Raw genomic sequence first — 24,195 nt, forward strand, 5'->3', positions numbered from 1 at the left:
CGGCCCATTTATGAAATGGGTCGTTCTTATTTATAAGGGGCAGCTGGTGGAAACCGGCTACCCCATGCCATTATTATTTAGTTTGTTGTCCAGAAAGTTGTGATTGAGCTTGTTTAACCAGACGCTTTGTAATTTCTCCTCCAACAGATCCGTTAGAGCGGGCTACTGTATCTGATCCAAGTGTTACACCAAATTCTTGAGCAATTTCATATTTCACTTGATCAAGGTACTGTTCAACACCAGGAACTAGTAATTTATTGCTGCTTCTAGCCATAGTCGTTTCCTCCTTATTAGTAGACTTGAAACAAAGATGTTTCTGTAGTACTATTATTTGTCTTATTTCTTTGAACATGAATGGTAATATTTCGCCGAAATTGTATAGTTTGTATGGTGCAAATTGAGTGATTTTATCTTGATGGTTAAGCATCTGTCGTTATAGAAAGAATAAACATATAGTAAATTATCCATTTTTCCTTTCATTCTTCGTTCATATTCATTAAGATAGAAAAGGAAATAACCTTGAAAGGGAAATACATATATGTGGTATAAATTAAGATTAAATTTGAATAAATTGACTCCTGCTCAAGTCATTGTAACCTTTTATCTAATTGCCGTTACAGTGGCAACGATTCTTTTGAGCTTACCATTCGCCCATAAACCCGGGGCAGAGTGGAGTTTTATTGATGCTATTTTCACTTCCGTCAGTGCGGTGAGTGTAACGGGCTTGACGGTTGTTAGTACCGCCGATACGTTTAATACAACAGGAATATTCTTATTGGTATTTGTTTTACAATTCGGTGGAATTGGGATCATGACTCTTGGAACTTTTTTCTGGCTTCTGGTAGGTAAGAAAATAGGGCTGAAAGAACGGCGATTGATTATGACGGATCAAAATCAAACAAATCTGTCCGGCCTTGTTCATCTATTAAAGCAAATATTATTACTTATCATTGTAATTGAATTAGTTGGTGCATTTATTTTAGGGGTTTATTTCCTGAGTTACTATCAAACTTGGCAGGAAGCATTCATCCACGGACTTTTTGCCTCAGTGAGTGCTACGACAAACGCTGGATTTGATATTACCGGTCAATCACTCATTCCCTTTAAAGATGATTATTTTGTGCAATTTATTACAATTATCTTGCTCACATTAGGGGCAATTGGATTTCCGGTATTAATCGAGACAAAAGACTATTTAATGAACAAGAAAAGAAGCAAACATCATTTCTCATTATTCACTAAAATTACGACCATTACTTTTGGTATATTATTAATTTTCGGTACGTTGGTTATATGGTTGTTCGAATATGATCGATTTTTTTCAGGTATGTCTTGGCATGAATCATTCTTTTATTCACTCTTTCAATCTTCATCGACGAGGAGTGGTGGTCTTGCTACCATGAATGTAGCAGAGTTTTCAACTCCTACATTGTTGGTTTTGAGTGCGTTAATGTTCATTGGCGCCTCTCCAAGCTCAGTGGGTGGAGGAATTAGGACAACAACTTTTGCCTTGAATATCTTGTTCTTATTCCACTTCGCCAGGGGCAATAAAACGATCAAGATTTTTAGAAGAGAAGTACACGAACAGGATATCATTAAATCATTAGTCGTAACGATGGTGGCAGTCCTTATGTGTTTCGTGTCAGTCGTAATCTTAACAATTACAGAAGATCACAGTCTTATTGAAATAATCTTTGAAGTTGCTTCTGCCTTCGGAACAACAGGTTTATCATTGGGGATCACCTCTGACCTTTCATCGATTGGAAAGTGTGTGATTATTGCCCTCATGTTTATCGGTCGAGTCGGCATTCTATCCTTCTTGTTTATGATAGGAGGAAAAGAGAAAACAACCAACTATCATTATCCAAAGGAACGGGTTATTATCGGATAGAAAAAAACGATGCTTTGCCGCATCGTTTTTTTATTTGAGTGCAGAATAGGGCACATCGAAATATAGCCAAAGAAAGAAAATTATGGGAAAGGATATAATCCATCCAATTATCGGGCTTTTATGGTGAACAATGAGTACGGTGAACATCATGATATTAAATAGGATATCCCAGCCAAAATGCCAGCCGTTGTGATAGGTCATCATCCCAAGAACATGCGATAAGCCTTCACCTACACCGTAAATTCCCGTCCACAACATAATCCATGCGACTTTTCCCTGGAAAGACGAAGGCAGTTTCCCGATAAAGATTGCAATGGTGGCAGTGTATTGAACAGCCATTTTACAAAGTGATATGATCGTATGATTCAGGTTGATGTGGTCGCCAAATGCTGTAACCGTTTGGAATTCCCACATGGAATAGTCATACAAAAGGAATTGGGATAGTAAATCGCCGATAATAAAAAACAGTAAAGTTGGATAATAGCTGTAAAATTCTTTCCAATTTCCAAATTTCCATCCGAGTAGAGCATAGCAAAGTAAGAAGACAAATATCATTTCATATCCTCATTTAGCATTTTTGCTTAGTTTCTGGTTAAATGCTTCATTTATTCAGACTTTTTCTTCTAGTATTGGAATACCTTACGCGGCTTCTTAGGGAATGGAAAGAGAAACGAATGGAGAAAATAAGGGTAACAAAGGAGATGAGTTACATGAAACGAAAAGCACAGTATAATGCTGCTGAAAAAAACAACCAAACGCCATTAAAGAATAAACAAGAGTCAGAATTCTCAGCTGAATTCTCTCAAGGAGAAGATTCAGCGAAGGGGAAGAATCGAAACTCTTCTAAAGGGATGAAGGGTAAAAGCTGATGAAGGATAAAAAACAATCTTTTCGCGAAGAATTTGGTCAGGAATTCGGAGATGTTAATGCAGCCAAGATCCTGGAAGTAACTCAAAAACAGCCAAAAGCAAAAGAAGACAAGAAAAAATGTTAAGCGATTCGCTTAACATTTTTTCTTGTCTATAGTGATACAGATTGTCGATCAATCTCAAATACGGTAGATTGACCGGTTGCTGGTTCAAAGTAAGCTAATACATACTGATCTTGTCCATCCTTGGATTGAATGGTTTCCAGGAGTGTATGCTTATACAATTCCTTTTCATTTAAGTTTAGAAGAGCGAAAGATTTTCCTGCGATAGTTGGTTCTGCCAGCAAGGATTGATAAATAGCAGATCGATCTGCTTTAGTCAGTTCATGAGTCCACCAAGGCTTACGTGGTTTGTACTTCTGGTTCTCTAAATAATCCAGTTTCATTAGACCTTCAATAATCGAAATGTTGAAGCTTGTCTCTGTAGATAAAAACTCATGCAGCCTTTTAAACAAATCTTCCAGTTGATGTCCGATTCTTGACCAACCACGGTTTTCCCAGTAAGAGCCGAATTGTTGGAAGAAATCAAAGGGAGTTTCAAAGCACTCGGTCACTAAATATTCAATCGTACGATCCATACGATGATCATTCCAATACTTTTCCAATACATCTTCTACCTGTTTGATTCTAACGATATCATCAAAGGACAATACATTGTTTCCCAGGATTTCATAAGGTGAATGGTCCATATACGTGTATTGATGATCGTTTGCACGAATCCTTAAGCCTGTACCACGAAGCATCTTCAGGAATCCTAATTGAAGCTCCTCTGGTCGCAATTCAAATACATCATTAAAAGTTTTACGGAAAGAGTTGTAATCCTCTTCAGGCAAACCGGCAATTAAATCCAGATGCTGATCAATCTTTCCTCCATCTTTCACCATGGTAACGGTTCTCGTCAGTTTCGTGTAATTTTGTTTTCTCATTACGAGGTCATTCGTTTCATCATTCGTAGATTGAATTCCAATTTCAAAGCGGAATAACCCTGCAGGGGCATTTTCGTTCAGGAATTCAATTACTTCCGGTCTCATTATATCGGCGGTTATTTCAAATTGAAAGACAGTACCCGGTAAATGTTCATCAATTAGAAATTGAAACATTTCCATGGCATAGCTTCGACTAATATTGAACGTACGATCAACAAATTTAATGGTTTTGGCACCATTTTTCATTAAGAAACGGATATCATCTTTTATCTTTTCCCTGTCAAAGTAGCGTACACCTACTTCAATCGAGGAAAGACAGAACTGACAGCGGAAAGGACAACCCCTGCTTGTCTCAATATAGGTGACCCTTTTACCCAATTGAGGCAGGTCTTCTTGAAAGCGAAATGGTGAAGGCACTTCTCTTAAATCGATTTTATTCTGCTGTGGCTTGATGACAGGCTTTCCATCTGCCAAATAAGCGACTCCATGGACCTTTGAAAAGTCCCTATCTCCATTAAGCTCATCTAATAACTGCTTAAAGGATTCTTCTCCTTCCCCCACTACAATAAAGTCAACGTCTTGCAGGCGCTCGAGCCAGTAGGGAACATCATATGTGACTTCTGGTCCCCCAAGGACGATGGTTACTTCAGGCAGGATTTTACGAAGGATCTTGATCACTTTGATCGTCTCTTCGATATTCCAAATGTAACAGCTGAATCCAATGATATCCGGTTTTTTCGAGAACAAGTCAGTGGCGATGTTAAGGGTGGGATCTTTAATGGTGTATTCAGCCAGTTCAATTTCATGTTCAGGCTCTGCATAGGCCTTTAAGCAACGAATGGCTAAATTGGTGTGAATATACTTTGCATTTAACGTACTTAAAACGACTTTCTTCATAAATAAGCTCCTTTTATACTAAAATTCACCTGGATATATACCAAATGAACCGTTGTAAACCAAATTTTCCAATATATATGGGTTGTTCGTACAACCCATACAGGCAGTACTGATTATCATTTTATCTAAGGAAGAGAGAAAGCTCAATGTTTGTCTAAAATGAATTTAAATTTATTGTAAGTATTAGAAGGAATTTCAGGAAAAGTTACGAATAATATAATAAAATAAATAGTTTTTTGATAATTGTGTAGAAGTGAAGTGGATTAAAATATACCTTAAGAGAATAGTTACTCATGAAAAGGGACTGACCCGTGTCTGCAATTGGGTCAGCCCTTTCTAGTGAGGTTTATCTTGTTTTCATTTCTCTTTTTGAAAGAAGCTTCTGGATTTTGGTTGATTTAAACTCGACAATCGGTTGCGTAATGCTTGTGAAAAACTTTGTCGAGAAAATCATCGTCAGAACTAATGATACACCTAGTAATAGTATTAAACTCGTAGTGGGATCGATTATATCCTTAAGCTGACTTTCCCGGAATAACCGGATAAGGAAGCCGTGCAGCAAGTAGACATACAGGGTGTTTTTGCCCCATTTAGTGAAAAACTGTCTTTTCGTAGGGACAAACGTGAAGAAGCTAAAGATCATCACAACATTTAACAAGTATACAAATGCACGAACTGCCACACTGACCGTATCATTCCATTCGAAATCTCCATAAGGCTTTGAGCCAAGTAACCATTTATCGGAGAATTCAGGGATGAAGTACATTCCTAAAAATACGAGAACAAATAATGAACCTGCCACTATACGAGCTTTACTCGTTTTGAAATATTCGAAGTGCTCCTTCTCCAAGTAATAGCCCATCAGGAAAATCGGAAAAAACACAAACGTTCGGGACAAGCTTAAGTAGTTTGAAATCACGTCTGCAAATCCAACAAGCAACCCAAGGGAAAAAGCCACTGTCAAACCAATAGCAGGTTTGAATTTGAACCACTTTATGAAAGCGTAAAGCAGTGCATTCCAACAGAATAAGCTAATTAGGAACCACAATGACCAGTGCGGGTTAAGTGGATCCAATTCAAATGTAGATTTCTCATAAAGAAAATAGTAATACACCGTGTAGATCAATTGGAACACAATGTAAGGGAGTATTAACTTTTTCGCTAGTTTTTGAATATATCCCTTTTTATAGAATCCTTTTGCGAAAAATCCCGCCACAAGTATAAAAGCTGGCATGTGGAAGGTGTAGATCGTTTTATATAAAGAAAGGATAAAGGGATCGCTTTCGATATAGGACCGGATCAAATGTCCAAATACCACTAGAAATATCAAAATGAATTTGGCATTGTCGAAGTAATAGTCACGCTGTTTCATATCTTCACCATCTCTTAGAATAGTTTTATCCTAATTCATTCTTACCCTAGGATACAATGAGTAAAACATGAATTTCACTGTTAATTATGACCATAAGTATGGGAAGCTATGCGAATTCTATAAATGCCTGAGCCAATAGTCGTCTTTTAAATTAGTAGGGGGATGAGAAAATGACTAATAGTAGTAAACTGGAAAAAGAGCTGAATAAGGAAGAATGTCATCCCGTCGATAGGGAAATTTGCTTAGCATCACCCATGCCGATGTTCGTAATCAATGAAGAGTTGAAAATCGTCTATGCCAATCTCGAAGCATGTGAAACACTGGAGACAACTTCTGAATCGATTGTAGGCAAGCTGTTCAGCGGTTTTTTCTCTTCTGTTCCTGCACCGATTGTTGCTCATTACAAGGAAGTGATGGAAACAGGAAAAACCCTTGAAGATGAAACCCTAATGAATATTACCGATAAGAAAATCCTTCATATTGAGCTCTTGCTCAAAAAATCGACCATTTCTCCTAATGCCTATCTCTACTTCAAGGATGTAACGGAACTAAAGGAAAAAGAGCGAAAAGATCATATGAATGTCCATTTGTTATCGAATATTTTCCAGAATGCATCAGAAGGAATCGTTCTCTTTGATATTGAAGGAAATATTAACGATGTGAATCAGGCGTTCAGTTCACAAGTCGGATTGGACAAGGAAGAAATCACAAACAGGAACATAAGCTCCTTTATCCCTGAAAATGCCCATTATAAGATTGAAAAGATAAAAGAACTGATTTCTCAAAATAAAAAAGCACGAGGAGAAATTCCGATAAAAAAAGCACACAGCATATCGATTGTTGAATTTACGACAAGTCCCTATGTGCATCACAAGCTTCATATGGCCATCCTTAGAGATGTAACCGAGAAGAGACAGATGGAAATTCAATTAAAGCGGAACGAAGAGTTATTTAAAGGATTATTTGAAGAAGCGATTGATGCCATTGTGTTATGGGATCAGGATGGTAGAGTATTAAAAGCCAACTCTTCTGCCCTGAAGATCTTTGAATGCTCACTTTCAGAACTTCTTTCGAAGAGAATCAGGGACTTTGTTTACCCTCTGGAAAGCCAAAAGTTTGATCTGGTCATGGAACAGTTAAACAGAAGTGGTGCTGTAAGGGATGAAGTGTTGTTTCTCATGCCTAACAATCAGTTGAAGCATTTGGAATTCACTTCTAAGCTTCATTCCGTTGACGGCTATAACATGACGATATTCCGTAACGTCAGTGAAAGGTATCAAATGGAGAAGGAATTACGGGAGAGTGAGGAGAGGTTTCGGAAAATTTTTGAAGGCTCATTGGACGGCCTGCTCCTAACCAATCACAATTATGTTGTCGTAGATGCAAATCCAGAAGTGAGCAAAATCATTACGATCGAGAAAGATCACTTAATCGGAAAAGATGTACGTGAGATATTGAATATCGAACCTGGTGACGAATCATATGATGAGTATTTACAACAATTAAAAGAAGAAGGACAGGCAACGTTTTTAAAAACGTTAACTTCTCATAGGGATAAGCTTCAATACGTGGAGCTGTCATCCAAGTATAATTTGCTCTCTAATTTGAATCTAACGATCATTCGTGACATTACCGAACAAATTGAAATGCAGGAACAGTTAAGAAAATCAGATACATTAAGTGTAGTTGGGGAGCTCGCTGCCGGGATTGCCCATGAAATCAGGAACCCGATGACCGCCCTAAAAGGCTTTATTCAATTGTTGGAAAATAGTGTAGGTCAAGATCATGAAATGTACTTTAATGTGATTACTTCTGAATTTCAGAGAATTGAATCCATCATTACTGAGTTTCTAGTGTTAGCAAAGCCACAGGCCATTCAATATCAAGAAACGAATTTAATCAAGATCATGAAAGATACCGTTGATCTATTAAGTGCTCAGGCAGTTATGCACAATGTGCAGTACGAGGAGAGTTACCAAAAGAATCTCCCAACCATCATTGCAGAGCCAAATCAGTTAAAGCAGGTATTCATTAATGTCATCAAGAATGCAATTGAAGTTATGACGGACGGTGGGTTCATTTCCATCGGTATCCAGGAAACAGAGGATGAAATGATTCATATTAGAATAAAAGACCAGGGAGGCGGAATTTCAAAGGATAAGATTAAAAAGCTTGGTGAACCGTTCTATACTACGAAGGAACGGGGGACTGGACTAGGGCTGATGGTAAGCTTTAAAATTATTAAAGAGCATAAAGGAAGCGTTCAGGTTGAGAGTATTGTTGGAGAAGGAACCACCTTCCATATTTATCTGCCTAAATCTTAAAGGAGTCGTGCAAAATGTCAATTCATGCTATTGTGATGGAGAGCCCGATTGGAAATTTAGAGCTTCAAGCAGATCATAGCCATCTTATTTCAGTACAGTTTGTAGAAGGTGAAGAGAAGGCGTGTTCTGACACGGATCATCCAATATTAAAGAGTACACAAGAACAAATCAGACAATTCTTTAAAGGAGAGAGAAGAGAATTTGATCTTCCTTTAAGGATAGAAGGAACTGCTTTTCAGAAAGAAGTATGGAACACCCTGCAACAGATCCCATTCGGTGAAACATGGTCTTATCAGGATGTAGCCCAAGCGATTCAAAGACCTAAAGCTGTAAGGGCAGTAGGGCAAGCGAATAAAGCCAATCGTTTCCCCATCATCATCCCATGCCACCGAGTCATAGGTAAGAATAAAACACTTACAGGCTATGCCGGTAAGCAGGTGGATAAGAAAGAAACCCTATTGTTGTTGGAAAAATAGAATGAATTACAGGTATCTTCCATCGGGAGGATGCCTGTTTTTTATACGAAATTGATTTTCCTATCTATTTAGATTATTATCTAATTAGACGATAATCTAAATAGAGAGAGGGAGACATTTTGCAATTAAGTAAGCAGGTGGCTTTTCATAAAACGATGGGGGATCCGACCCGGATCAAGATTGTCTATTTACTGACATCAGAAAGCTTGCACGTGGGAGCAATTGCCGGAAAGCTGGGACTCACTGCCCCGACAATCTCCCATCATCTAACGAAACTGAAAGAGTGCAATCTTGTTTATTCAAGAAGAGAGAAGAACACGGTTTACTACTATTTAAATAAAAAGGTTTTAAGACATCATGGGAATGTTCTTAATCAGTTTGCTCAGGAAGAGAAAGGGGAAAGTGTGATGTCAGAGAAGTTATTGAAAGAAAAACAGAAGGTAAAGAATAATTTTCTGGAGAAAAATGGACGAATCAAAAATATTCCTTCTCAACAAAAAAAGAAATTATTTATTTTGGAACATATGGTGGAAGGATTAAAGGTGGGTGAAAAATATCCGGAAAAAGATTTGAATGAATACATTCAGCAATTTCATGAAGACTATGCAACCCTAAGAAGAGAATTTATTATTCATCAGTTTATGTACCGGGAAAATGGCATATACGAAGTGAACCCGAGGGAAATGTGGGCGTCATCAAAACTATATGAATAATATCGATGAAGTCTAAAGAAGAGCAGGAGAAATCTCCTGCTCTTTCTTTTGGCTTTAACCGATGCTTTGTTGGATACTTTCTTCAAAGCTAGGGTAGAGAACACCTTTTTCCGTTATAATGCCTGTAATCAACTCATGCGGAGTAACATCGAAAGCAGGATTATAAACAGGTACATTTTCTGGTGAAATCAATGTTCCACCTACTATTGTGATCTCTTCCCTGGTTCTTTCTTCAATCGGAATCTCATTACCATTTCGAATTGATAGATCGAATGTGGAGGACGGAGCGGCCACATAAAAAGGAATATTGAAGTGTTTACACAGAATGGCGAGCATGGACGTTCCGATTTTATTTGCGGTATCCCCGTTGGCAGAGATGCGATCAGCACCAACGATGACAGCTTCCACCCCTCTTTCTTTCATGGTATGAGCCGCCATGCTATCGGTGATGAGGGTGACGTCAACTCCTGATTGTTGTAATTCCCAAGCAGTCAGTCGTGCTCCTTGAAGTACGGGCCGTGTTTCACATGCGTAAACCTGGAACGCTTTTCCTTTTTCCCTTCCTAAATGAAATGGGGCTAATGCCGTTCCATACTTACTCGTTGCAATGGAACCGGCGTTACAAATGGTCATCACGATTTGTTTGTCCTTCAATACACTTAATCCATATTCTCCTATTAAACGACATACTGCCTCGTCTTCTGCATGAAGTTGGACTGCAGCATGAAGTAAATTGGTTTTGGCTTCATTAACCGAAGATATATGCTCTAGTACATTTTCTAAGCGATTTAAAGCCCAAACCAAGTTGACCGCTGTAGGACGTGAACCGGCGAGATATTTCTTGTCTCGTTGAAAGAGGTCCATAAATTCTGCTAAGTCATTCGTTTCATATTGACGGGCTGCATGGGCTAATCCGTAAGCAGCTGTAATGCCAATGGCGGGAGCACCTCTCACTTTTAGCGTAATAATTGCATCGTAATATTCTTCAATGTTCGTCAGTTTGATGTATTCCACTGTGTTAGGCAATTTTTGTTGATTTAGAATCAGTAAATAATCTTCATGCCACTCCAGTGAAGTTGGAATTGTAAGTGTTTGTGTCATGATAATCTCCTTTATTCATTAGGAATGAGACTGTATTAAGGATATGAGTTCCTCGATGGAATAAATCTGTTTACGTTTCACGATCAGTTCTTTCCCTAGGGCTAAGCAAGCACGTTTGGCCTGTATTCTTTGTTCTTTATCAGCGATGATTTCCAAGTCTTCAACATGAGCAAGACCTATTGTTCTTCTGATACATTCACAGCCTGCAAAACCGATGCTGTCTTGAAAGCTTTTCTCCAATACATATTCAAGGTAGCCATTTACCTTCGTGTAGGCATCGCCACTTACTTTCCAATGGTTGGAAAATGTAGTGGAGAAGACGTTCCAGGTTTTCTGGATGTGATAGAGAATCGTTTCTTTCTCTTCAGGGTTTGAAATCACCTGGAAAATAAGGTTTGCGATGAATTGCCCAATATCAAAGCCTATCGGTCCATAAAAGGCGAACTCGGGATCGATCACTTTTGTCTGATACTGATCGACAAAGATGCTTCCAGTATGAAGGTCTCCATGCAGCAAGGCTTCTCCTTCAGTTAGAAAGCTCTTTTTCAATTTGGCCACTTCAAGTTTTAAAGTGAAATCATCCCATAACTGCTGAACATCCTCAGATAATTCTTCCTCAAATTCATTGGTTTCACTGTTGAAAAAAGGATCCGTGAATACAAGGTCTTCAGTGATTTTGCACAGCTCTGGATTTGAAAATTCTTTCACATATTCCTTTTTCTTGAAAGGATGAAGGGCATAATCGGATGTGTAATACAGTGTATTGGCTAAAAAAGTTCCAATGTCTTGGGAGAGCTGTGGATACTTTTCCCCTTTGATAAGACCTGTTCGGGCAATCGTCAGTGCACTTAAATCCTCCATTACCGTAATCGCAAGTGCAGGGTCTGAGTAGTACACTTCAGGAACCAGATCTCCCACAAATGATTGTTGAAGCTTTAGAGCACCCGCTTCGATTCTTGCCCGTTCGATTGTCAATGGCCAGCTTTCCCCTACAACCTTTGCATAAGGAAGTGCTTGCTTTATGATGATTCCTTTACCTGTCTCACTCTCCACTACATGAAATACCAAGTTTAGGTTACCGTCTCCAATTTCTTTACACGTCAAGAGAGTTCCGTCTTCAAAAATTCTTAACCGAATGGCCAGCACAATTGCTGACTGTTCAGTAAGTGGTTGATACGCATTAAGTTTTGTAATTGCCATTTTTATTCCTCCTTTTAGTACACCCCTTATTTAAAGACGGTGTTATGGAGGCTTTTCCGTGGCATAAGAAAAGCCTCTTTCCATGTTCGAAAGAGGCTTGAAGAATCATCTTCGTCGCCTCTTATCTCTCAGAAAGAATATCTTTCTGTTGGAATTAGCACCGTGCCTTACTGGATTAGTCAATCCGGCGCATACTGCGCCCCGCTTTAATGCGGTATTATGGTCGGTTGCTGGGCTTCATAGGGCCAAATCCCTCAGCCAGCTCTTGATAAGAGTTGCGTACGCTATTTAATTAAACTTTCAGAATGTTTCATTTGAATTGAATGGTACCATTTAAGTATTTTCCATGTCAACGTTTTTTTGGAAAATAACCTTTCTAATAAAAATCCGGTCTTCGGTCCTGGAATATCGGAATCTGCTTTCTGACTCTTTCTACTTCATGTAAATCGATTTCAGCTGAAACCAATTCTTCCGTTTGAGATCCCTTTGAAAGAATCTCTCCCCATGGATCAATGATGAGGGAACAACCGCCAAATTCATTGTTCGGGTCACTGCCTACACGGTTGCAGGCGATGACGTAGCACTGATTTTCAATCGCCCGTGCCCTTAAGAGGGTCTGCCAGTGATCAATCCGTGCTGCTGGCCACTGTGCTACGACAAAAACGACCTTGGCTCCCATTAGTACATGTTTTCTGAACCATTCCGGAAAGCGGATGTCGTAACAAATCAATCCTGCCATTTCTGTTTCTTGAAGGGTAAACATGCCATCCTCTTGTCCGGGAAGTAAATAATGATGTTCATCCATTAGCTTGAAAAGGTGAAGCTTTGAATACTGTTTCACCAACCGGCCATTGGAATCAACTACTAAAAGTGTATTGCTTACACCATTCTGTGTTTTGTTTGCTACAGAACCACCTACAATCTGAATGGAATTTCTTTTGGACAGGGCGGTCAGGAAAGAAGATGAATCATTTGCTCCGTTATCAGCGATGTCATCCATTCTTGTAAGATCATATCCAGTCGTCCAAAGCTCAGGCAGTACAACTGTATCACAGCCGTCTTCACTTGCTTTTTTAACCCATTTCTCGACTCTTTTCTTGTTTTCTAAAGGATTTCCGAACACAATATCCATTTGTGCGATACCTATCTTTTGAATCATTTCTTTCACCTCATTGTGGCCTTTTGGAATTTATTGCTTTACATTCTTTATTTTCCGTTATATCATTTGTGACTAGAATTTGAAAGTAATAAATTTTCAAAAAAATGTAGTGGGTGAGTGTATGAAGACTTATAGTAAGGCAAAACGTTTAGATTTATTACCTGAACAATTTTTCGCATCCCTTGCAGGGAAAGTGAATGCTGTTGTGAAAGAGGGACATGATGTCATTAATTTAGGGCAGGGAAATCCGGATCAGCCGACTCCTCCTCATATTGTGGAAAAACTGACAGAAGCAGCTGCTACACCTTCCAATCATAAATATCCCCCATTTCGTGGGTTATCGTCATTTAAAGAGGCGATTGCCGCTTTCTACCTCCGTGAATACAGTGTAGGTTTGGATCCGGAAACAGAGGTAGCTGTGCTGTTTGGAGGAAAGGCAGGATTAGTTGAAATTCCTCAATGTTTATTGAACCCTGGTGATGGTGTATTAGTGCCTGATCCCGGTTATCCTGATTATTTATCCGGGGTTGCATTAGCAGAAGCCCGCATGATTAAAATGCCTCTCCGTGAGGAAAATGGATTTCTACCTGATTATCAAGAACTGTCCGGTGAAAAGTTATATAATGCAAAGCTAATGTTTCTTAACTACCCCAATAATCCAACTGGTGCGATCGCCACAAAATCATTCTTTGAAGAAACAGTGGAACTTGCCGATCAGCATGATATTTGTGTTGTGCATGACTTTGCCTATGGAGCGATTGGATTTGATGGACAGAAACCTATTAGCTTCTTGGAAACAGAAGGAGCTAAGGATGTCGGTATTGAAATCTATACTCTATCGAAAACATATAATATGGCTGGCTGGAGAGTCGGGTTTGCAGTTGGGAATAAAAGTGTCATAGAAGCGATCAACGTCCTTCAAGATCACCTTTATGTGAGCTTGTTCGGTGCCATTCAAGAAGCGGCTACCACAGCCCTCTTAAGCTCGCAGGAATGCGTGAATGCATTGGTTTCAACATATGAAGAAAGAAGAAAACTATTAATCTCCGGGCTTCAGGGAATAGGGTGGGATGTAAAGGCTCCACAAGGTTCCTTCTTCGCCTGGTTAAAGGTACCTGAAGGATTTACATCTGTAGAGTTCTCAAACTATTTACTTGAAAAAATCAAAGTCGCTGTTGCTCCGGGGGTAGGCTTTGGAGAATTCGGTGAAGGGTATGTACGTGTAGGACTTTTAACCACAAACGAACGGATAAAAGAAGCGATTTCACGTATTGAAAGTTTAGAATTATTCCACAAAAGGGATTGACATAAGCCAAAATTGGTGCAATAATCCAACTGAATAATTAATAATGAAATTCTTATCAAGAGCAGGCGGAGGGACCAGCCCGATGAAGCCCGGCAACCGACTTATTAAGCACGGTGCTAATTCTTGCAGCTATATTGCTGACAGATAAGAAAGAGTGACGAATGCAAACCTCTTCTTATCTGGAAGAGGTTTTTTGTTTGCCGCTATGAAACCAACATGCGGCTTAGTAGCTTTTTCATAAGGAGGTAATTCAACAATGAGTGAAGTGATAGCAACCTATCAACTAAAGGGAAAGAGCGGTTCATACGAGAAAAAGGCAGAGGGAATTGCCTTGGGTCTAACGGTCGGTTCATGGACGGACTTGCCGCTACTGGAACAGGAACAATTGAGAAAGTACAAGGGTAGAGTCGTTTCCGTGAAGGAGTGGGAAGGCGATGATGGCCCACGGGGTGAAGTGAAGATTGGATATCCCCGTCATAATTATTCAAATGATATTCCAGCCATCCTAACAACGGTGTTCGGTAAGCTTTCCCTTGATGGAGAGGTGAAATTGATAGATTTAGAGTTTTCGAAAGATTTAAAAGAAATATATCCTGGTCCGAGATTTGGAATTGAAGGGATCAGGGAGTTAACAGATGTACATGATAGACCACTGTTAATGAGCATCTTTAAAGGTGTAATCGGCAGGGATCTCACTTTCCTTGAAAATCAGTTAAGAGCCCAGGCTCTCGGAGGAATCGATGTAGTAAAAGACGATGAAATTTTATTCGATAATCCGCTGACACCCTTTTCTGAGAGAGTCAGATTAGGAGAGGAGGTGCTGAACGATGTGTTTGAGGAAACAGGGAAGAAAACCTTGTATGCAGTGAACCTGACAGGCAGAACATCACAATTACGGGATAAAGCAAGAAAAGCAAGGGAGCTCGGGGCAGATGCTCTATTATTCAATGTGTTTTCTTATGGTCTCGATGTTCTTCAGGAATTGAGAGAGGACGATGATATCGCGTTGCCGATCATGGCCCATCCTGCTTTTGCCGGGGCTACTGCGGCATCTCCTGTTCATGGTGTGAGCTATTCTTTATGGTTAGGGAAATTTTTACGAATGGTCGGGGCTGATTTCTCATTATTTCCATCACCATACGGAAGTGTTGCATTAGAAAAGAAAAAAGTTCTAGCCGTGAGCCATGAGTTAACGAAGGAAGATGCCCATTTGAAAAGAGCATTGCCAGTACCATCTGCCGGCATTCATCCCGCTCTTGTCCCGCTTTTGGTGAAGGATTTCGGTATAGACTGTGTCATCAATGCGGGGGGAGGCATTCATGGTCACCCTGACGGTGCAAGTGGTGGAGGGAAAGCATTCGTTCAAGCAATCGATGCAGTTTTAAAAGGAACGTCTCTCAATGAGGCAGCAGAAAACCATGGTGAACTTCGTAAAGCACTATCCCTATGGGAGAGGAGGTAAAGGTGTAGTGGGTCATCCAATCATTTTTTGTGATTTCGATGGAACGATTACAGAAACGGATAATATCATCTCGTTGATGAAATCCTTTGCTCCTCCAAAATGGGAAGGTATCAAGGAGGACATTTTAAGTCAGTCGATGTCCATTAAAGAAGGTGTAAGCAAGCTGTTTTCGCTTATTCCTTCATCACAGAAAGACGAAATGATTCAGTATTTATTGGATACAGCTGTCATACGTGAAGGTTTTAAGGAATTTGTGGAATATACGAAAGACAACGAGATTCCATTGTATATCGTCAGCGGAGGAATAGACTTCTTTGTTCACCCTTTACTGAATGAATACGGGCCCTTTAACGGAGTTTTTTGTAATGAAGCAAACTTCGATGATTCTACCGTAACAATTCATTGGCCGCATCCATGTGACGATCATTGTGACAGTAAAGGTTGTGGATGCTGCAAGCCTTCCATCCTGAGAACATTGTCTTTAAAAGAAGATACAGAGGTCATTGTGATCGGGGATTCTGTCACAGATATCGAGATGGCAAAGCTTGGTGATACTGTGCTTGCCAGAGACTATCTCGCGCGCATGTGTGAAGAAAAGGGAATCCCCTATCTTCCCTTTGAAACGTTTCATGATTGCATGGATGCAATTAAAAAAGGAGTGACATTATGAAATCCTATCAACCGGAGTGGGATGAGCTCGCCGATATTAAAAGGGAATTAGCAGACAGAGATTGGTTCATGGGCACCAGCGGGAACCTCGCGATACGAGTGAGTTCATCCCCTGCCACTTTCCTTGTTACGGCAAGTGGAAAGGATAAACGAAAGCACACAAAAGAAGATTTCCTCCTCGTCAATGCTCATGGTGAGGCCATGGAGGAAACTCAATTACGACCATCGGCAGAAACACTGCTGCACAGTCATGTTTTTACACGGAGTTCAGCGGGATGCAGCTTACATGTCCATACCGTTGCAAATAATGTGATCAGTGAACTGTATGGGGATGAAGGTGTCGTCACGTTTAGAAACCAGGAACTGATTAAAGCTTGGGATAAATGGGGGGAACATGATTCCCTATCCATTCCGATCATTCATAATCATGCCCATATCCCAACCTTGGCAGATGCCTTTCAACCATTCATTAAAGGAGACAAAGGTGCCGTACTCATTCGAAATCACGGGATTACGGTATGGGGGCGTAACGGTTTTGAGGCTAAGAAACTATTGGAAGCTTGTGAGTTTATGTTCCAATACCAACTCACTCTATTATCTTTATCAACCAAGGAATCCATTCTTAAAGGAGGAGTCAGCTTATGACAACCATTAAAATTCAGGGGAAAAATCAAGTCATTGATCATCAGGAAGAGGTAGTGAAGTATTTAAATGAACAAGGAGTCATCTATGAGCATTGGAATATTGAAAAACTGAGCGAATCACTAAGGGATCGGTACGCTTTAACGGAAGAAGATAAAGCGGACATCCTGTCTACTTTCAAAGAGGAGATTGAAGATATTTCAGAGAGAAGAGGGTATCAAGCCTGGGATGTAATCTCCCTTTCGGAGAGTACCCCAAATCTTGAAGAACTACTAAAAAATTTCCAACAGGAGCACCATCACACGGATGATGAAGTCCGCTTTATCGTAAACGGCCATGGTGTGTTTGTCATACAAGGTAGTGATGGTGATTTCTTTGAAGTACACCTAAACCCGGGGGACTTGATTTCAGTCCCTGAAAACATTCGCCATTATTTTACATTAAGTGAAGATAAGAAGGTAGTGGCTGTACGTATTTTCGTCACTCAGGAAGGCTGGGTACCAATTTATTAATAGGCTGGAGGATAGACAAAGAATAGAATCTATTGTCTATCCTCTTATTTTAGTGGAAAGGAATTTTTGGCGAAAGATGTCTAAATTAGCAACATTACTAGTTATTTTGTCTTGTTTTGCGAATCTATTTACTTTTCTGATAATACTTGCGATAATTCTCAAGTACCGATTTAAATGAATAAAGACTAGGAGCTAAAAAAGGAGTTTACAAGAAATGGGTCGCCTATTAAAAAAGAAATGGTTATTAATGAAAATCAATCAGAAACGTTCAGAAATGATTTCCCTGGGAGAGAGTTTAGGTTTATGTGCAGCTGAAACCGTTCGATGCAGCCAGCAATTGGATCAGCTATTGAACGACTATGAAAAATGCACAAATAAAGTTGTATCATTTACCTTCCAGGAATCATCAAGTGAATTTGGGCATTACATTAAGACCTTATTAAAACGAACTGCTTCGTGACGATTCAACAAGAATTTCCTCACCATTCAAGGTATAAAGAGAGAACGATCTCCAATAATTTCCACATTTAAACCTGGACAATCAATCTAATTTGTCGTAATTTCAAAAAAGAGAAGGACGGTACGCTACAGGCGTACCGTCCTTCTCTTTTTTAACTAGCGGGCGATTTGTTTGACAATAACAGGGTTTATTTGTATAATATTTTGAAACTGAGATATTTAAATTTTTAAAGGAATGAATGCCATGAATGAAACTCAAGATACAAAACAATCATTAAAGCTTTTCATTGTCCTTTCAAGAGCTTTCAAAGCCTTAAATGAAGAGATAAACAAAAACATTCAGGAAAACGGTTTAAACCCTACCGAATTTGCTGTTCTAGAGCTTCTTTATCATAAAGGAGATCAGCCCCTGCAGCAAATTGGCGGAAAGATCCTATTAGCATCCGGCAGTATTACGTATGTAGTGGATAAGCTTGAACAAAAGGGCTATCTTAAGCGTAATGCTTGTCCAAAGGACCGTCGAGTTACTTATGCTCAAATAACTGAGAACGGCAGACAGTTAATTGATGAGATTTTTCCTAATCACGAAAATCGAATTCATGAACTGATGTCAGCTCTATCCCCTGTTGAGAAGAAAGAAACGATTGAAATGTTGAAGAAACTAGGCTTATCGATTAAAGACTTGTCGTATTAAACCAATTCCTGTACCCCGTCTATCACTAGACGGGGTTTTATTTTGTCTTAAAATCTCTTTATTCTGATAGCTGTGTCTTGAATTCAATCCTTGTGATAAAAGGAGATTCTATATTATAAGTCGAATAACTATAATCGGGAATATTTTATGAGGAGGCAACATTATGAAGTTTGAGCAATTTACATATGAAAGGCCGAATTTAGGAGAGATTAAACCTGTGTTTCAACAGTTGCTCGGTAAATTCAAGGCTGCGTCCAGTGTACAAGAACAAATGGATGCGATGAAGAAACTCAACGAAATACGTCTCAACATCGATACAATGCAAAATATATGCTATATTCGGCATTCTATTGATACCAATGATGAGTTTTACAAAGAAGAACAAGATTATATTGATGATATGATGCCAGAGGTCCACGGGATGGTAACGGAATATTATCGGGAACTTGTAAATTCCCCTTATCGTGAAGAATTAGAAGAGAGGTGGGGAAAGCAGCTATTCGCTTTGGCAGAGAGTGAAATGAAGACATTTTCTCCTGAGATCGTCACCCTTCTGCAACAGGAAAATAAGTTATCTTCCCAATATACAAAGCTAATGGCGTCAGCAAAGATTCCATTTGAGAGAGAAGAAAGAACGTTAGCTCAGATGGGCCCGTTCGCACAATCTGTGAACCGTGAAACAAGAAAAGAGGCCGCACAAGCGACTGTTGCTTTCTTTGAAGAAAATCAAGAAGAATTGGATCGTTTGTTTGATGAGTTAGTCAAGCTGCGTCACCTCATTGCAACTACATTAGGGTATAAGAACTTTGTTGAACTAGGTTACCATCGCATGACGAGAACGGATTACACTCCTGACATGGTCAAGGTTTTCCGTGAACAAGTGAAAAGGCATATCGTTCCTCTTGCTACAGAACTTAAAGACAGACAAGGTAAACGTATCGGGATTGATTCCATGAAGTTTTTTGATGAAGGATTCAAGTTTACTTCTGGAAACGCGGTTCCCAAAGGTAGTCCTCAATGGATTATTAATAATGGCAAAAAGATGTACGAGGAATTGTCTCCTGAAACAAAGGAATTCTTTGATTTCATGATCGAACATGATCTTATGGATTTAGAAGCGAAGAAGGGAAAAGCTGGAGGCGGTTACTGCACGTATATTGCAAACCATGAGTCTCCTTACATTTTCTCGAATTTCAATGGGACCTCAGGAGATATTGATGTATTGACCCATGAAGCAGGTCATGCATTCCAGGTTTACTCAAGCAGAGGGTTTGATATCCCTGAATATATCTGGCCAACATATGAAGCGTGTGAAATTCATTCAATGAGTATGGAATTCTTCACATGGCCCTGGATGGATTATTTCTTCAAAGAGGATACAGATAAGTATCGATTTACACATCTAAGTGAAGCGCTGCAATTCCTTCCTTACGGTGTGGCAGTTGATGAGTTCCAGCATTTTGTGTACGAGAACCCTGAAGTTTCTCCCGCTGAACGGAATGCTGCCTGGAGAAGAATAGAGAAGGAATATCTTCCCCATAGGGACTATGACCATGTTTCGTACCTGGAAAATGGAGGGTTCTGGCAGCGCCAATCCCATATTTATAATTCTCCTTTCTATTATATTGATTACACATTGGCTCAAATTTGCGCATTCCAATTCTGGAAAAAGATGAATCTGAATCGTGAAGAAGCGTGGAGTGATTATGTTGCCCTTTGTAAATTGGGGGGGAGCCTTTCATTCACTGGGCTTGTAGAAGCAGCCAAACTCGAGTCTCCATTCCGGGAGGGGACAGTTGAGAAAGTCATTGAACCGATAAGACAATGGTTAAATGGGATTGATGATCAATCATTATAAAGTAAAGAGGGCAGCCGAATTTTTTTACGGCTGCCCTCTTTCTTGGGGCCTTCTATAATTCCGGAAGAATTATGTTCTTTTGCTTCTGATTTTCTCTGCTTGTACATAAGGTGAAGTAGAAGGTTGTCAGAGGTGATAGGATGAAAAAGTTAGCTGGTTCGTTTCAAATAGCTGCTGTTTATGTTGGTACCGTAATAGGAGCAGGGTTTGCAACAGGAAGGGAAATTGTAGAGTTTTTCACCCGGTTTGGCTTTATCGGGTTTATTGCGATTTTATTAAGCGGGTACTTATTTATCACAATGGGGACGAAGATCATGCTGAAGTCCCATGATATTAAAGCAAAGTCCTTTGAAGAATTTAATGAGTATCTATTTGGGAAATGGTTCTCTAAGTTTATGAATATCGTCATGATGATTATGCTAATCGGGGTATCCGCGGTCATGCTTTCAGGAGCGGGTGCTGTTTTTCAGGAGCAGCTTTTGCTACCTAAGCAATTAGGTATTTTGCTGACGATTGGATTGGGATTTATCACGATGATGGTGGGGATCAAAGGACTTTTTGCTGTAAATACATTCGTTGTTCCTCTTATGATCGTCTTTAATCTTTTCTTAATGATTCATTCTGTTCGGGACGCTGGATTTTTAGACGCATTTCTTATGATCCCTCATGCTGAGGATGGGTGGAAATCGGTTGTAGCCCCTTTTTCATACGTAGCTTTTAACCTTGCCATGGCACAGGCTGTTCTCGTTCCTGTTGCCGGTGAAGTAAAAGATCGGGAAACCATTAAGTATGGAGGTTATCTTGGCGGTTTTTTCCTTACACTGATTCTAATCTCCAGCCATATTACTTTGGTCATGATCCCGAATGTGACACAATACCAAATTCCAATGGCTATGGTTATGAAATCCTTTGTAGCCGGCTTTTATTTCATTTATATTATCATCATTTATGGTGAAATATTCACCTCCGTCATTGGGGGAGTATTCGGCCTGGAGAAACAATTATCGAATTACTGGAAAGGCACCTCTTTATTGACCTTTGCCGGTATCTTCCTCGTGATTTATTCTTTAAGCTTTTTTGAATACAGCGAACTATTGTCTTATTTATATCCACTCTTTGGATACATGAGCTTACTATTTATTATTCTTCTCTGGATGAAACCAAATAAATAAATAAATGTTGGAAGAGAGTAAAAAGCGAGTCTGCTGCTCATGTTAATAGAGACTAATGAAAAAGGAGTGGCGAATATGACACAATCAAAACACGAAAAAGAAAGACAGTGGAATGTAAGGAAACAGGAACAGCATCCCCATGGTAAAGTATCTTCCTTCAAAGAGCTTTCAGAAGGGAAAAAAGGAAAAGAATAATAAAAAAACGGATGCTTCTAGCATCCGTTTTTTCGTCCGTTGGGTAAGTTACTCTTCATTCCCATGATCATAAGCGTCACTTGTTTTATATTGTTCAGGGAAATACTTATTCCGTACTTCATCCTTATCCCAATTCCTTTGTCTGCAAGCTGTCGCAAGTTCATCCAAATGTCTCATGATGTATTGCATGTCGAGGTTTTGGAGGCTTTCATAATCGATCCCTTCCAATATATAATCTTTAAACGTCCACACCATGCGCTTCGTCTCTTCGCTATTGTTTTCCCCTATCATTCTCAATGAACGCAGAATTTCTGAAATAATGGATATGTCCTGCTTCCCGTAATGCCTTAACTGGTAAAAGCTTCTGTATAAGTAATCAGAGAAGGTAGGCTGTTCCAATATGATTCGCACATTGTTTTTTTCATCCGATAAATAAGAGCTTGGAAGCTTGTGTTTAGCAAGCTTTGATAGAATGATCCCGATTTCTTCTATACAATTTTTTGCCGTATTCGGATCATTGATAGCCGGAGAGATGGCCCTCAAGGCTATTTCGACCAGTTTCCTAATACCGAGCTCAATGTCTTCAATGGGTTCTTTATCTGGTCCAAGCACGAGGTACCCCAAGTAATCCTCTACATCGATGTCTTTATTAGTAGTCCATGCAGTCATGACAGGAGTACCTTCAAGTAAGTATTCACCCGGTGTTTTCACCATCCGGATGATCGCTTTATCTTTAGCAGCTTTACTGATCATCCCTTCTATATTTATCTGCTGTAAATACCCCGATTGCTCACTATACACATATAGGGGTTCGGTATCATCAAACAGGGATTCATTAAAGGTTGGTGGTTCGTCATTAACGGCATTTTTTCTATATAAATAACTATTATCAATTTTTTTATTGGTTTTGATTGTTATGTTATGTATTAAATTACTTACCTTCACCCAATTGGAAACGTGATGCACAAAGTAGACGAAAACAAATAAACAGATAATCGCCACTATGCCGGCAAATGCAGATGAAATATATAATTTTTGTCCGGTTTCATCTTGTAGGAGAACCAATAATGTGATGCAATACACCACACCTGACACAAAAATGGCAAGAACCCGCTGAGTAGGGCGGTCATTAATGAAATTTTGAAGGGTCCTCGGTGAATATTGTGATAAAAAAGTGGTTAACACGACCATAATCGTTGAAAAGGTAATCGTCGTCATGGTCATGATCGATGATGCAATCGTACTGATGATGGTCATGGATAAATCGAAATTCGAGAACAAAACTTTAGGGAACAAAGGATAATCATGCTGACTTAACCACCAATCAAAATAAAAGGTGAGTAGGGAAAGCGCTAATGAGATGAGTGAAAATAAAAATGGTACAAACCAAAAGCTTTTTCTTGCTTTGTTAACAATATGTATATTTAAGTTCATGACGGGGCTCCACCTTACGAAACAGTATGCTATAAGAATATCCTCAAAGCTGTTTCTGTAAACCTTTTCTCTTCTTATGAATCTCAATATAAAAAGGTGGAGTAGCGTTCTCCACCTTTTAGAAATTTGTACTATGCTTCAACTATTTTATAGTTTTTATGATTAACAACTGTTTTTTCTTCCAGTTCAAGGTCTCGATAATTCTTCATATACGTCAGATCAACGATAACCGAGTTTTCATTTACTTTTTCTACAATTCCTTTTAATCCTTCTCTAAATTCAATCACATTTCCGATTTCTGCCTTTTTCATGAGAAGTCGCTCCTTTTTGCCAAAATTCTACAAACAATTACTAATATTTTGACGTAAACTCAATAAAAGGTAAAGAGTTTTCTAAAAATTTCATCAAAAAAATTATTCTTGAGCTTTTCATCCTTTTATACCTACAATAGAGACATTCAGGATGGAGGTTTGGATATGAGTGAAACAGAAATTCTTGAACAATTACAACTATTGCGTACAAGAGAAATTGAAGAAATAAGGGTGATGAAAGAAGACTTTCTTACTTTTCGATCTGTACTCGTTAAACAAGAGGATTTTAAACAGTTCCGTGGGGTGGCTCAGCATGGCGGAAATATTCTTTATCACTATTTAGATACACCAAGAAGTTGAAGTAAGCGGGGGATAGGATCCTCCGTTTTTTTTTTTGTTTCATATCCAATATATGAAACACTCTGGGTGTTTAGAATGAATGGACAGTCTACAAACAACGAAGGGTGGTAACCATTACCTGATGAATTTCTGTT

At 39.3% G+C, this 24,195-nt stretch carries 26 protein-coding genes and 2 riboswitches; of the genes, 17 read left to right on the top strand and 9 right to left on the bottom strand.

Going from position 1 to position 24,195, the window contains the following annotated elements; genetic code table 11:
- Positions 1 to 73: 73 nt before the first annotated feature.
- Positions 74 to 274 (bottom strand): alpha/beta-type small acid-soluble spore protein, encoded by a 201-nt coding sequence (locus tag ACCB35_RS08135; RefSeq protein WP_044337619.1) that lies wholly within the window; start codon positions 272 to 274, stop codon positions 74 to 76.
- Positions 275 to 538: 264 nt separating this feature from the next.
- Between ACCB35_RS08135 and ACCB35_RS08140 the strand changes: the two genes are divergently transcribed.
- Positions 539 to 1,891 carry a TrkH family potassium uptake protein gene (locus tag ACCB35_RS08140; RefSeq protein WP_374056487.1) on the top strand — a complete coding sequence of 451 codons (1,353 nt, stop codon included), beginning with the start codon at positions 539 to 541 and terminating at the stop codon, positions 1,889 to 1,891.
- Positions 1,892 to 1,921: 30 nt separating this feature from the next.
- On the opposite strand, the gene ACCB35_RS08145 is transcribed toward ACCB35_RS08140, so the two are convergent.
- Complete coding sequence (locus ACCB35_RS08145; RefSeq protein ID WP_374056488.1) at positions 1,922 to 2,446, bottom strand: hypothetical protein; 525 nt, start codon at positions 2,444 to 2,446, stop codon at positions 1,922 to 1,924.
- A 155-nt stretch (positions 2,447 to 2,601) separates the two neighbouring features.
- Between ACCB35_RS08145 and ACCB35_RS08150 the strand changes: the two genes are divergently transcribed.
- Complete coding sequence (locus ACCB35_RS08150) at positions 2,602 to 2,760, top strand: hypothetical protein (protein WP_374056489.1); 159 nt, start codon at positions 2,602 to 2,604, stop codon at positions 2,758 to 2,760.
- A complete protein-coding gene (locus tag ACCB35_RS08155; protein ID WP_374056490.1) occupies positions 2,760 to 2,885 on the top strand; it encodes a hypothetical protein in 126 nt (41 codons plus the stop codon). Before ACCB35_RS08150 ends, ACCB35_RS08155 begins: the two co-directional genes overlap by 1 nt.
- A gap of 26 nt (positions 2,886 to 2,911) precedes the next feature.
- Here the strand turns inward: ACCB35_RS08155 and ACCB35_RS08160 are convergent, their stop codons facing one another.
- Together ACCB35_RS08160 and ACCB35_RS08165 are read right to left on the bottom strand one after the other, a co-directional pair.
- Positions 2,912 to 4,642 carry a B12-binding domain-containing radical SAM protein gene (locus tag ACCB35_RS08160; protein ID WP_374056491.1) on the bottom strand — a complete coding sequence of 577 codons (1,731 nt, stop codon included), beginning with the start codon at positions 4,640 to 4,642 and terminating at the stop codon, positions 2,912 to 2,914.
- Positions 4,643 to 4,988: 346 nt separating this feature from the next.
- Positions 4,989 to 6,014, bottom strand: coding sequence for an acyltransferase family protein (locus tag ACCB35_RS08165; protein ID WP_374056492.1), 1,026 nt, complete (start codon positions 6,012 to 6,014; stop codon positions 4,989 to 4,991).
- Positions 6,015 to 6,184: 170 nt separating this feature from the next.
- Between ACCB35_RS08165 and ACCB35_RS08170 the strand changes: the two genes are divergently transcribed.
- The 3 genes from ACCB35_RS08170 to ACCB35_RS08180 all read left to right on the top strand — a co-directional run bounded on the left by ACCB35_RS08170 (position 6,185) and on the right by ACCB35_RS08180 (position 9,527).
- Positions 6,185 to 8,338: a PAS domain S-box protein gene (locus ACCB35_RS08170; RefSeq protein WP_374056493.1), complete on the top strand. Its 2,154-nt coding sequence runs from the start codon at positions 6,185 to 6,187 to the stop codon at positions 8,336 to 8,338.
- A 14-nt stretch (positions 8,339 to 8,352) separates the two neighbouring features.
- A complete protein-coding gene (locus tag ACCB35_RS08175; protein WP_374056494.1) occupies positions 8,353 to 8,814 on the top strand; it encodes a methylated-DNA--[protein]-cysteine S-methyltransferase in 462 nt (153 codons plus the stop codon).
- A gap of 119 nt (positions 8,815 to 8,933) precedes the next feature.
- Complete coding sequence (locus ACCB35_RS08180) at positions 8,934 to 9,527, top strand: metalloregulator ArsR/SmtB family transcription factor (RefSeq protein WP_374056495.1); 594 nt, start codon at positions 8,934 to 8,936, stop codon at positions 9,525 to 9,527.
- Positions 9,528 to 9,581: 54 nt separating this feature from the next.
- Here the strand turns inward: ACCB35_RS08180 and mtnA are convergent, their stop codons facing one another.
- The 3 genes from mtnA to ACCB35_RS08195 form a co-directional block, all read right to left on the bottom strand.
- Positions 9,582 to 10,628, bottom strand: coding sequence for an S-methyl-5-thioribose-1-phosphate isomerase (gene mtnA / locus ACCB35_RS08185; protein WP_374056496.1), 1,047 nt, complete (start codon positions 10,626 to 10,628; stop codon positions 9,582 to 9,584).
- 18 nt (positions 10,629 to 10,646) lie between these two features.
- Complete coding sequence (gene mtnK, locus ACCB35_RS08190; protein ID WP_374056497.1) at positions 10,647 to 11,828, bottom strand: S-methyl-5-thioribose kinase; 1,182 nt, start codon at positions 11,826 to 11,828, stop codon at positions 10,647 to 10,649.
- 118 nt (positions 11,829 to 11,946) lie between these two features.
- Positions 11,947 to 12,103: riboswitch (SAM riboswitch) on the bottom strand.
- 101 nt (positions 12,104 to 12,204) lie between these two features.
- Positions 12,205 to 12,987: a carbon-nitrogen family hydrolase gene (locus tag ACCB35_RS08195; protein ID WP_374056498.1), complete on the bottom strand. Its 783-nt coding sequence runs from the start codon at positions 12,985 to 12,987 to the stop codon at positions 12,205 to 12,207.
- Between the two features lie 121 nt (positions 12,988 to 13,108).
- On the opposite strand from ACCB35_RS08195, the gene ACCB35_RS08200 reads away from it, so the two are divergent.
- The 10 genes from ACCB35_RS08200 (at position 13,109) to ACCB35_RS08245 (ending at position 21,956) form a co-directional block, all read left to right on the top strand.
- Positions 13,109 to 14,293, top strand: a complete 1,185-nt coding sequence (locus ACCB35_RS08200; RefSeq protein WP_374056499.1) for a pyridoxal phosphate-dependent aminotransferase — start codon at positions 13,109 to 13,111, stop codon at positions 14,291 to 14,293.
- Between the two features lie 49 nt (positions 14,294 to 14,342).
- Positions 14,343 to 14,444: riboswitch (SAM riboswitch) on the top strand.
- Between the two features lie 105 nt (positions 14,445 to 14,549).
- Positions 14,550 to 15,755, top strand: coding sequence for a 2,3-diketo-5-methylthiopentyl-1-phosphate enolase (locus ACCB35_RS08205; protein WP_374056500.1), 1,206 nt, complete (start codon positions 14,550 to 14,552; stop codon positions 15,753 to 15,755).
- Positions 15,756 to 15,762: 7 nt separating this feature from the next.
- Positions 15,763 to 16,425: a 2-hydroxy-3-keto-5-methylthiopentenyl-1-phosphate phosphatase gene (locus tag ACCB35_RS08210; protein ID WP_374056501.1), complete on the top strand. Its 663-nt coding sequence runs from the start codon at positions 15,763 to 15,765 to the stop codon at positions 16,423 to 16,425.
- Positions 16,422 to 17,069: a methylthioribulose 1-phosphate dehydratase gene (locus ACCB35_RS08215; RefSeq protein WP_374056502.1), complete on the top strand. Its 648-nt coding sequence runs from the start codon at positions 16,422 to 16,424 to the stop codon at positions 17,067 to 17,069. Before ACCB35_RS08210 ends, ACCB35_RS08215 begins: the two co-directional genes overlap by 4 nt.
- Complete coding sequence (locus ACCB35_RS08220; protein ID WP_374056503.1) at positions 17,066 to 17,578, top strand: acireductone dioxygenase; 513 nt, start codon at positions 17,066 to 17,068, stop codon at positions 17,576 to 17,578. The genes ACCB35_RS08215 and ACCB35_RS08220 overlap by 4 nt, the downstream gene beginning before the upstream one ends.
- 214 nt (positions 17,579 to 17,792) lie before the next feature.
- The gene (locus ACCB35_RS08225) at positions 17,793 to 18,038 is read left to right on the top strand and encodes an aspartyl-phosphate phosphatase Spo0E family protein (protein WP_374056504.1); all 246 of its coding nucleotides are present in this window, start codon (positions 17,793 to 17,795) and stop codon (positions 18,036 to 18,038) included.
- 234 nt (positions 18,039 to 18,272) lie between these two features.
- Positions 18,273 to 18,731, top strand: a complete 459-nt coding sequence (locus ACCB35_RS08230; RefSeq protein ID WP_374056505.1) for a MarR family winged helix-turn-helix transcriptional regulator — start codon at positions 18,273 to 18,275, stop codon at positions 18,729 to 18,731.
- Positions 18,732 to 18,894: 163 nt separating this feature from the next.
- Positions 18,895 to 20,589: a M3 family oligoendopeptidase gene (locus ACCB35_RS08235; RefSeq protein ID WP_374056506.1), complete on the top strand. Its 1,695-nt coding sequence runs from the start codon at positions 18,895 to 18,897 to the stop codon at positions 20,587 to 20,589.
- A gap of 140 nt (positions 20,590 to 20,729) precedes the next feature.
- The gene (locus ACCB35_RS08240) at positions 20,730 to 21,761 is read left to right on the top strand and encodes a GerAB/ArcD/ProY family transporter (protein ID WP_044337600.1); all 1,032 of its coding nucleotides are present in this window, start codon (positions 20,730 to 20,732) and stop codon (positions 21,759 to 21,761) included.
- 75 nt (positions 21,762 to 21,836) lie between these two features.
- Positions 21,837 to 21,956: a DUF6254 family protein gene (locus ACCB35_RS08245; protein ID WP_220154054.1), complete on the top strand. Its 120-nt coding sequence runs from the start codon at positions 21,837 to 21,839 to the stop codon at positions 21,954 to 21,956.
- 48 nt (positions 21,957 to 22,004) lie between these two features.
- On the opposite strand, the gene ACCB35_RS08250 is transcribed toward ACCB35_RS08245, so the two are convergent.
- The gene (locus ACCB35_RS08250) at positions 22,005 to 23,390 is read right to left on the bottom strand and encodes a DUF2254 domain-containing protein (protein ID WP_374056507.1); all 1,386 of its coding nucleotides are present in this window, start codon (positions 23,388 to 23,390) and stop codon (positions 22,005 to 22,007) included.
- Positions 23,391 to 23,521: 131 nt separating this feature from the next.
- Positions 23,522 to 23,701: a DUF2187 family protein gene (locus ACCB35_RS08255; RefSeq protein ID WP_044337597.1), complete on the bottom strand. Its 180-nt coding sequence runs from the start codon at positions 23,699 to 23,701 to the stop codon at positions 23,522 to 23,524.
- A 165-nt stretch (positions 23,702 to 23,866) separates the two neighbouring features.
- Here ACCB35_RS08255 and ACCB35_RS08260 point away from each other — a divergent pair, with 165 nt between their 5' ends.
- The gene (locus ACCB35_RS08260) at positions 23,867 to 24,061 is read left to right on the top strand and encodes a hypothetical protein (RefSeq protein WP_374056508.1); all 195 of its coding nucleotides are present in this window, start codon (positions 23,867 to 23,869) and stop codon (positions 24,059 to 24,061) included.
- Positions 24,062 to 24,195: the final 134 nt, after the last annotated feature.

Source organism: Rossellomorea sp. FM04394, assembly GCF_041889765.1.
GTDB classification, from domain to species: Bacteria; Bacillota; Bacilli; order Bacillales; family Bacillaceae_B; genus Rossellomorea; species Rossellomorea aquimaris_B.

Bases quoted from the DNA above. Each gene is read 5' to 3' on its own strand.
- ACCB35_RS08155 (WP_374056490.1), top strand. From the start codon at position 2,760: ATGAAGGATAAAAAACAATCTTTTCGCGAAGAATTTGGTCAGGAATTC.
- ACCB35_RS08235 (WP_374056506.1), top strand. From the start codon at position 18,895: ATGAAGTTTGAGCAATTTACATATGAAAGGCCGAATTTAGGAGAGATT.
- ACCB35_RS08250 (WP_374056507.1), bottom strand. From the start codon at position 23,390: ATGAACTTAAATATACATATTGTTAACAAAGCAAGAAAAAGCTTTTGG.
- ACCB35_RS08160 (WP_374056491.1), bottom strand. From the start codon at position 4,642: ATGAAGAAAGTCGTTTTAAGTACGTTAAATGCAAAGTATATTCACACC.
- ACCB35_RS08240 (WP_044337600.1), top strand. From the start codon at position 20,730: ATGAAAAAGTTAGCTGGTTCGTTTCAAATAGCTGCTGTTTATGTTGGT.
- mtnK (WP_374056497.1), bottom strand. From the start codon at position 11,828: ATGGCAATTACAAAACTTAATGCGTATCAACCACTTACTGAACAGTCA.
- ACCB35_RS08200 (WP_374056499.1), top strand. From the start codon at position 13,109: ATGAAGACTTATAGTAAGGCAAAACGTTTAGATTTATTACCTGAACAA.
- ACCB35_RS08145 (WP_374056488.1), bottom strand. From the start codon at position 2,446: ATGATATTTGTCTTCTTACTTTGCTATGCTCTACTCGGATGGAAATTT.
- mtnA (WP_374056496.1), bottom strand. From the start codon at position 10,628: ATGACACAAACACTTACAATTCCAACTTCACTGGAGTGGCATGAAGAT.
- ACCB35_RS08170 (WP_374056493.1), top strand. From the start codon at position 6,185: ATGACTAATAGTAGTAAACTGGAAAAAGAGCTGAATAAGGAAGAATGT.
- ACCB35_RS08225 (WP_374056504.1), top strand. From the start codon at position 17,793: ATGGGTCGCCTATTAAAAAAGAAATGGTTATTAATGAAAATCAATCAG.
- ACCB35_RS08215 (WP_374056502.1), top strand. From the start codon at position 16,422: ATGAAATCCTATCAACCGGAGTGGGATGAGCTCGCCGATATTAAAAGG.
- ACCB35_RS08135 (WP_044337619.1), bottom strand. From the start codon at position 274: ATGGCTAGAAGCAGCAATAAATTACTAGTTCCTGGTGTTGAACAGTAC.
- ACCB35_RS08205 (WP_374056500.1), top strand. From the start codon at position 14,550: ATGAGTGAAGTGATAGCAACCTATCAACTAAAGGGAAAGAGCGGTTCA.
- ACCB35_RS08245 (WP_220154054.1), top strand. From the start codon at position 21,837: ATGACACAATCAAAACACGAAAAAGAAAGACAGTGGAATGTAAGGAAA.
- ACCB35_RS08230 (WP_374056505.1), top strand. From the start codon at position 18,273: ATGAATGCCATGAATGAAACTCAAGATACAAAACAATCATTAAAGCTT.
- ACCB35_RS08165 (WP_374056492.1), bottom strand. From the start codon at position 6,014: ATGAAACAGCGTGACTATTACTTCGACAATGCCAAATTCATTTTGATA.
- ACCB35_RS08150 (WP_374056489.1), top strand. From the start codon at position 2,602: ATGAAACGAAAAGCACAGTATAATGCTGCTGAAAAAAACAACCAAACG.
- ACCB35_RS08195 (WP_374056498.1), bottom strand. From the start codon at position 12,987: ATGATTCAAAAGATAGGTATCGCACAAATGGATATTGTGTTCGGAAAT.
- ACCB35_RS08260 (WP_374056508.1), top strand. From the start codon at position 23,867: ATGAGTGAAACAGAAATTCTTGAACAATTACAACTATTGCGTACAAGA.
- ACCB35_RS08220 (WP_374056503.1), top strand. From the start codon at position 17,066: ATGACAACCATTAAAATTCAGGGGAAAAATCAAGTCATTGATCATCAG.
- ACCB35_RS08255 (WP_044337597.1), bottom strand. From the start codon at position 23,701: ATGAAAAAGGCAGAAATCGGAAATGTGATTGAATTTAGAGAAGGATTA.
- ACCB35_RS08175 (WP_374056494.1), top strand. From the start codon at position 8,353: ATGTCAATTCATGCTATTGTGATGGAGAGCCCGATTGGAAATTTAGAG.
- ACCB35_RS08140 (WP_374056487.1), top strand. From the start codon at position 539: ATGTGGTATAAATTAAGATTAAATTTGAATAAATTGACTCCTGCTCAA.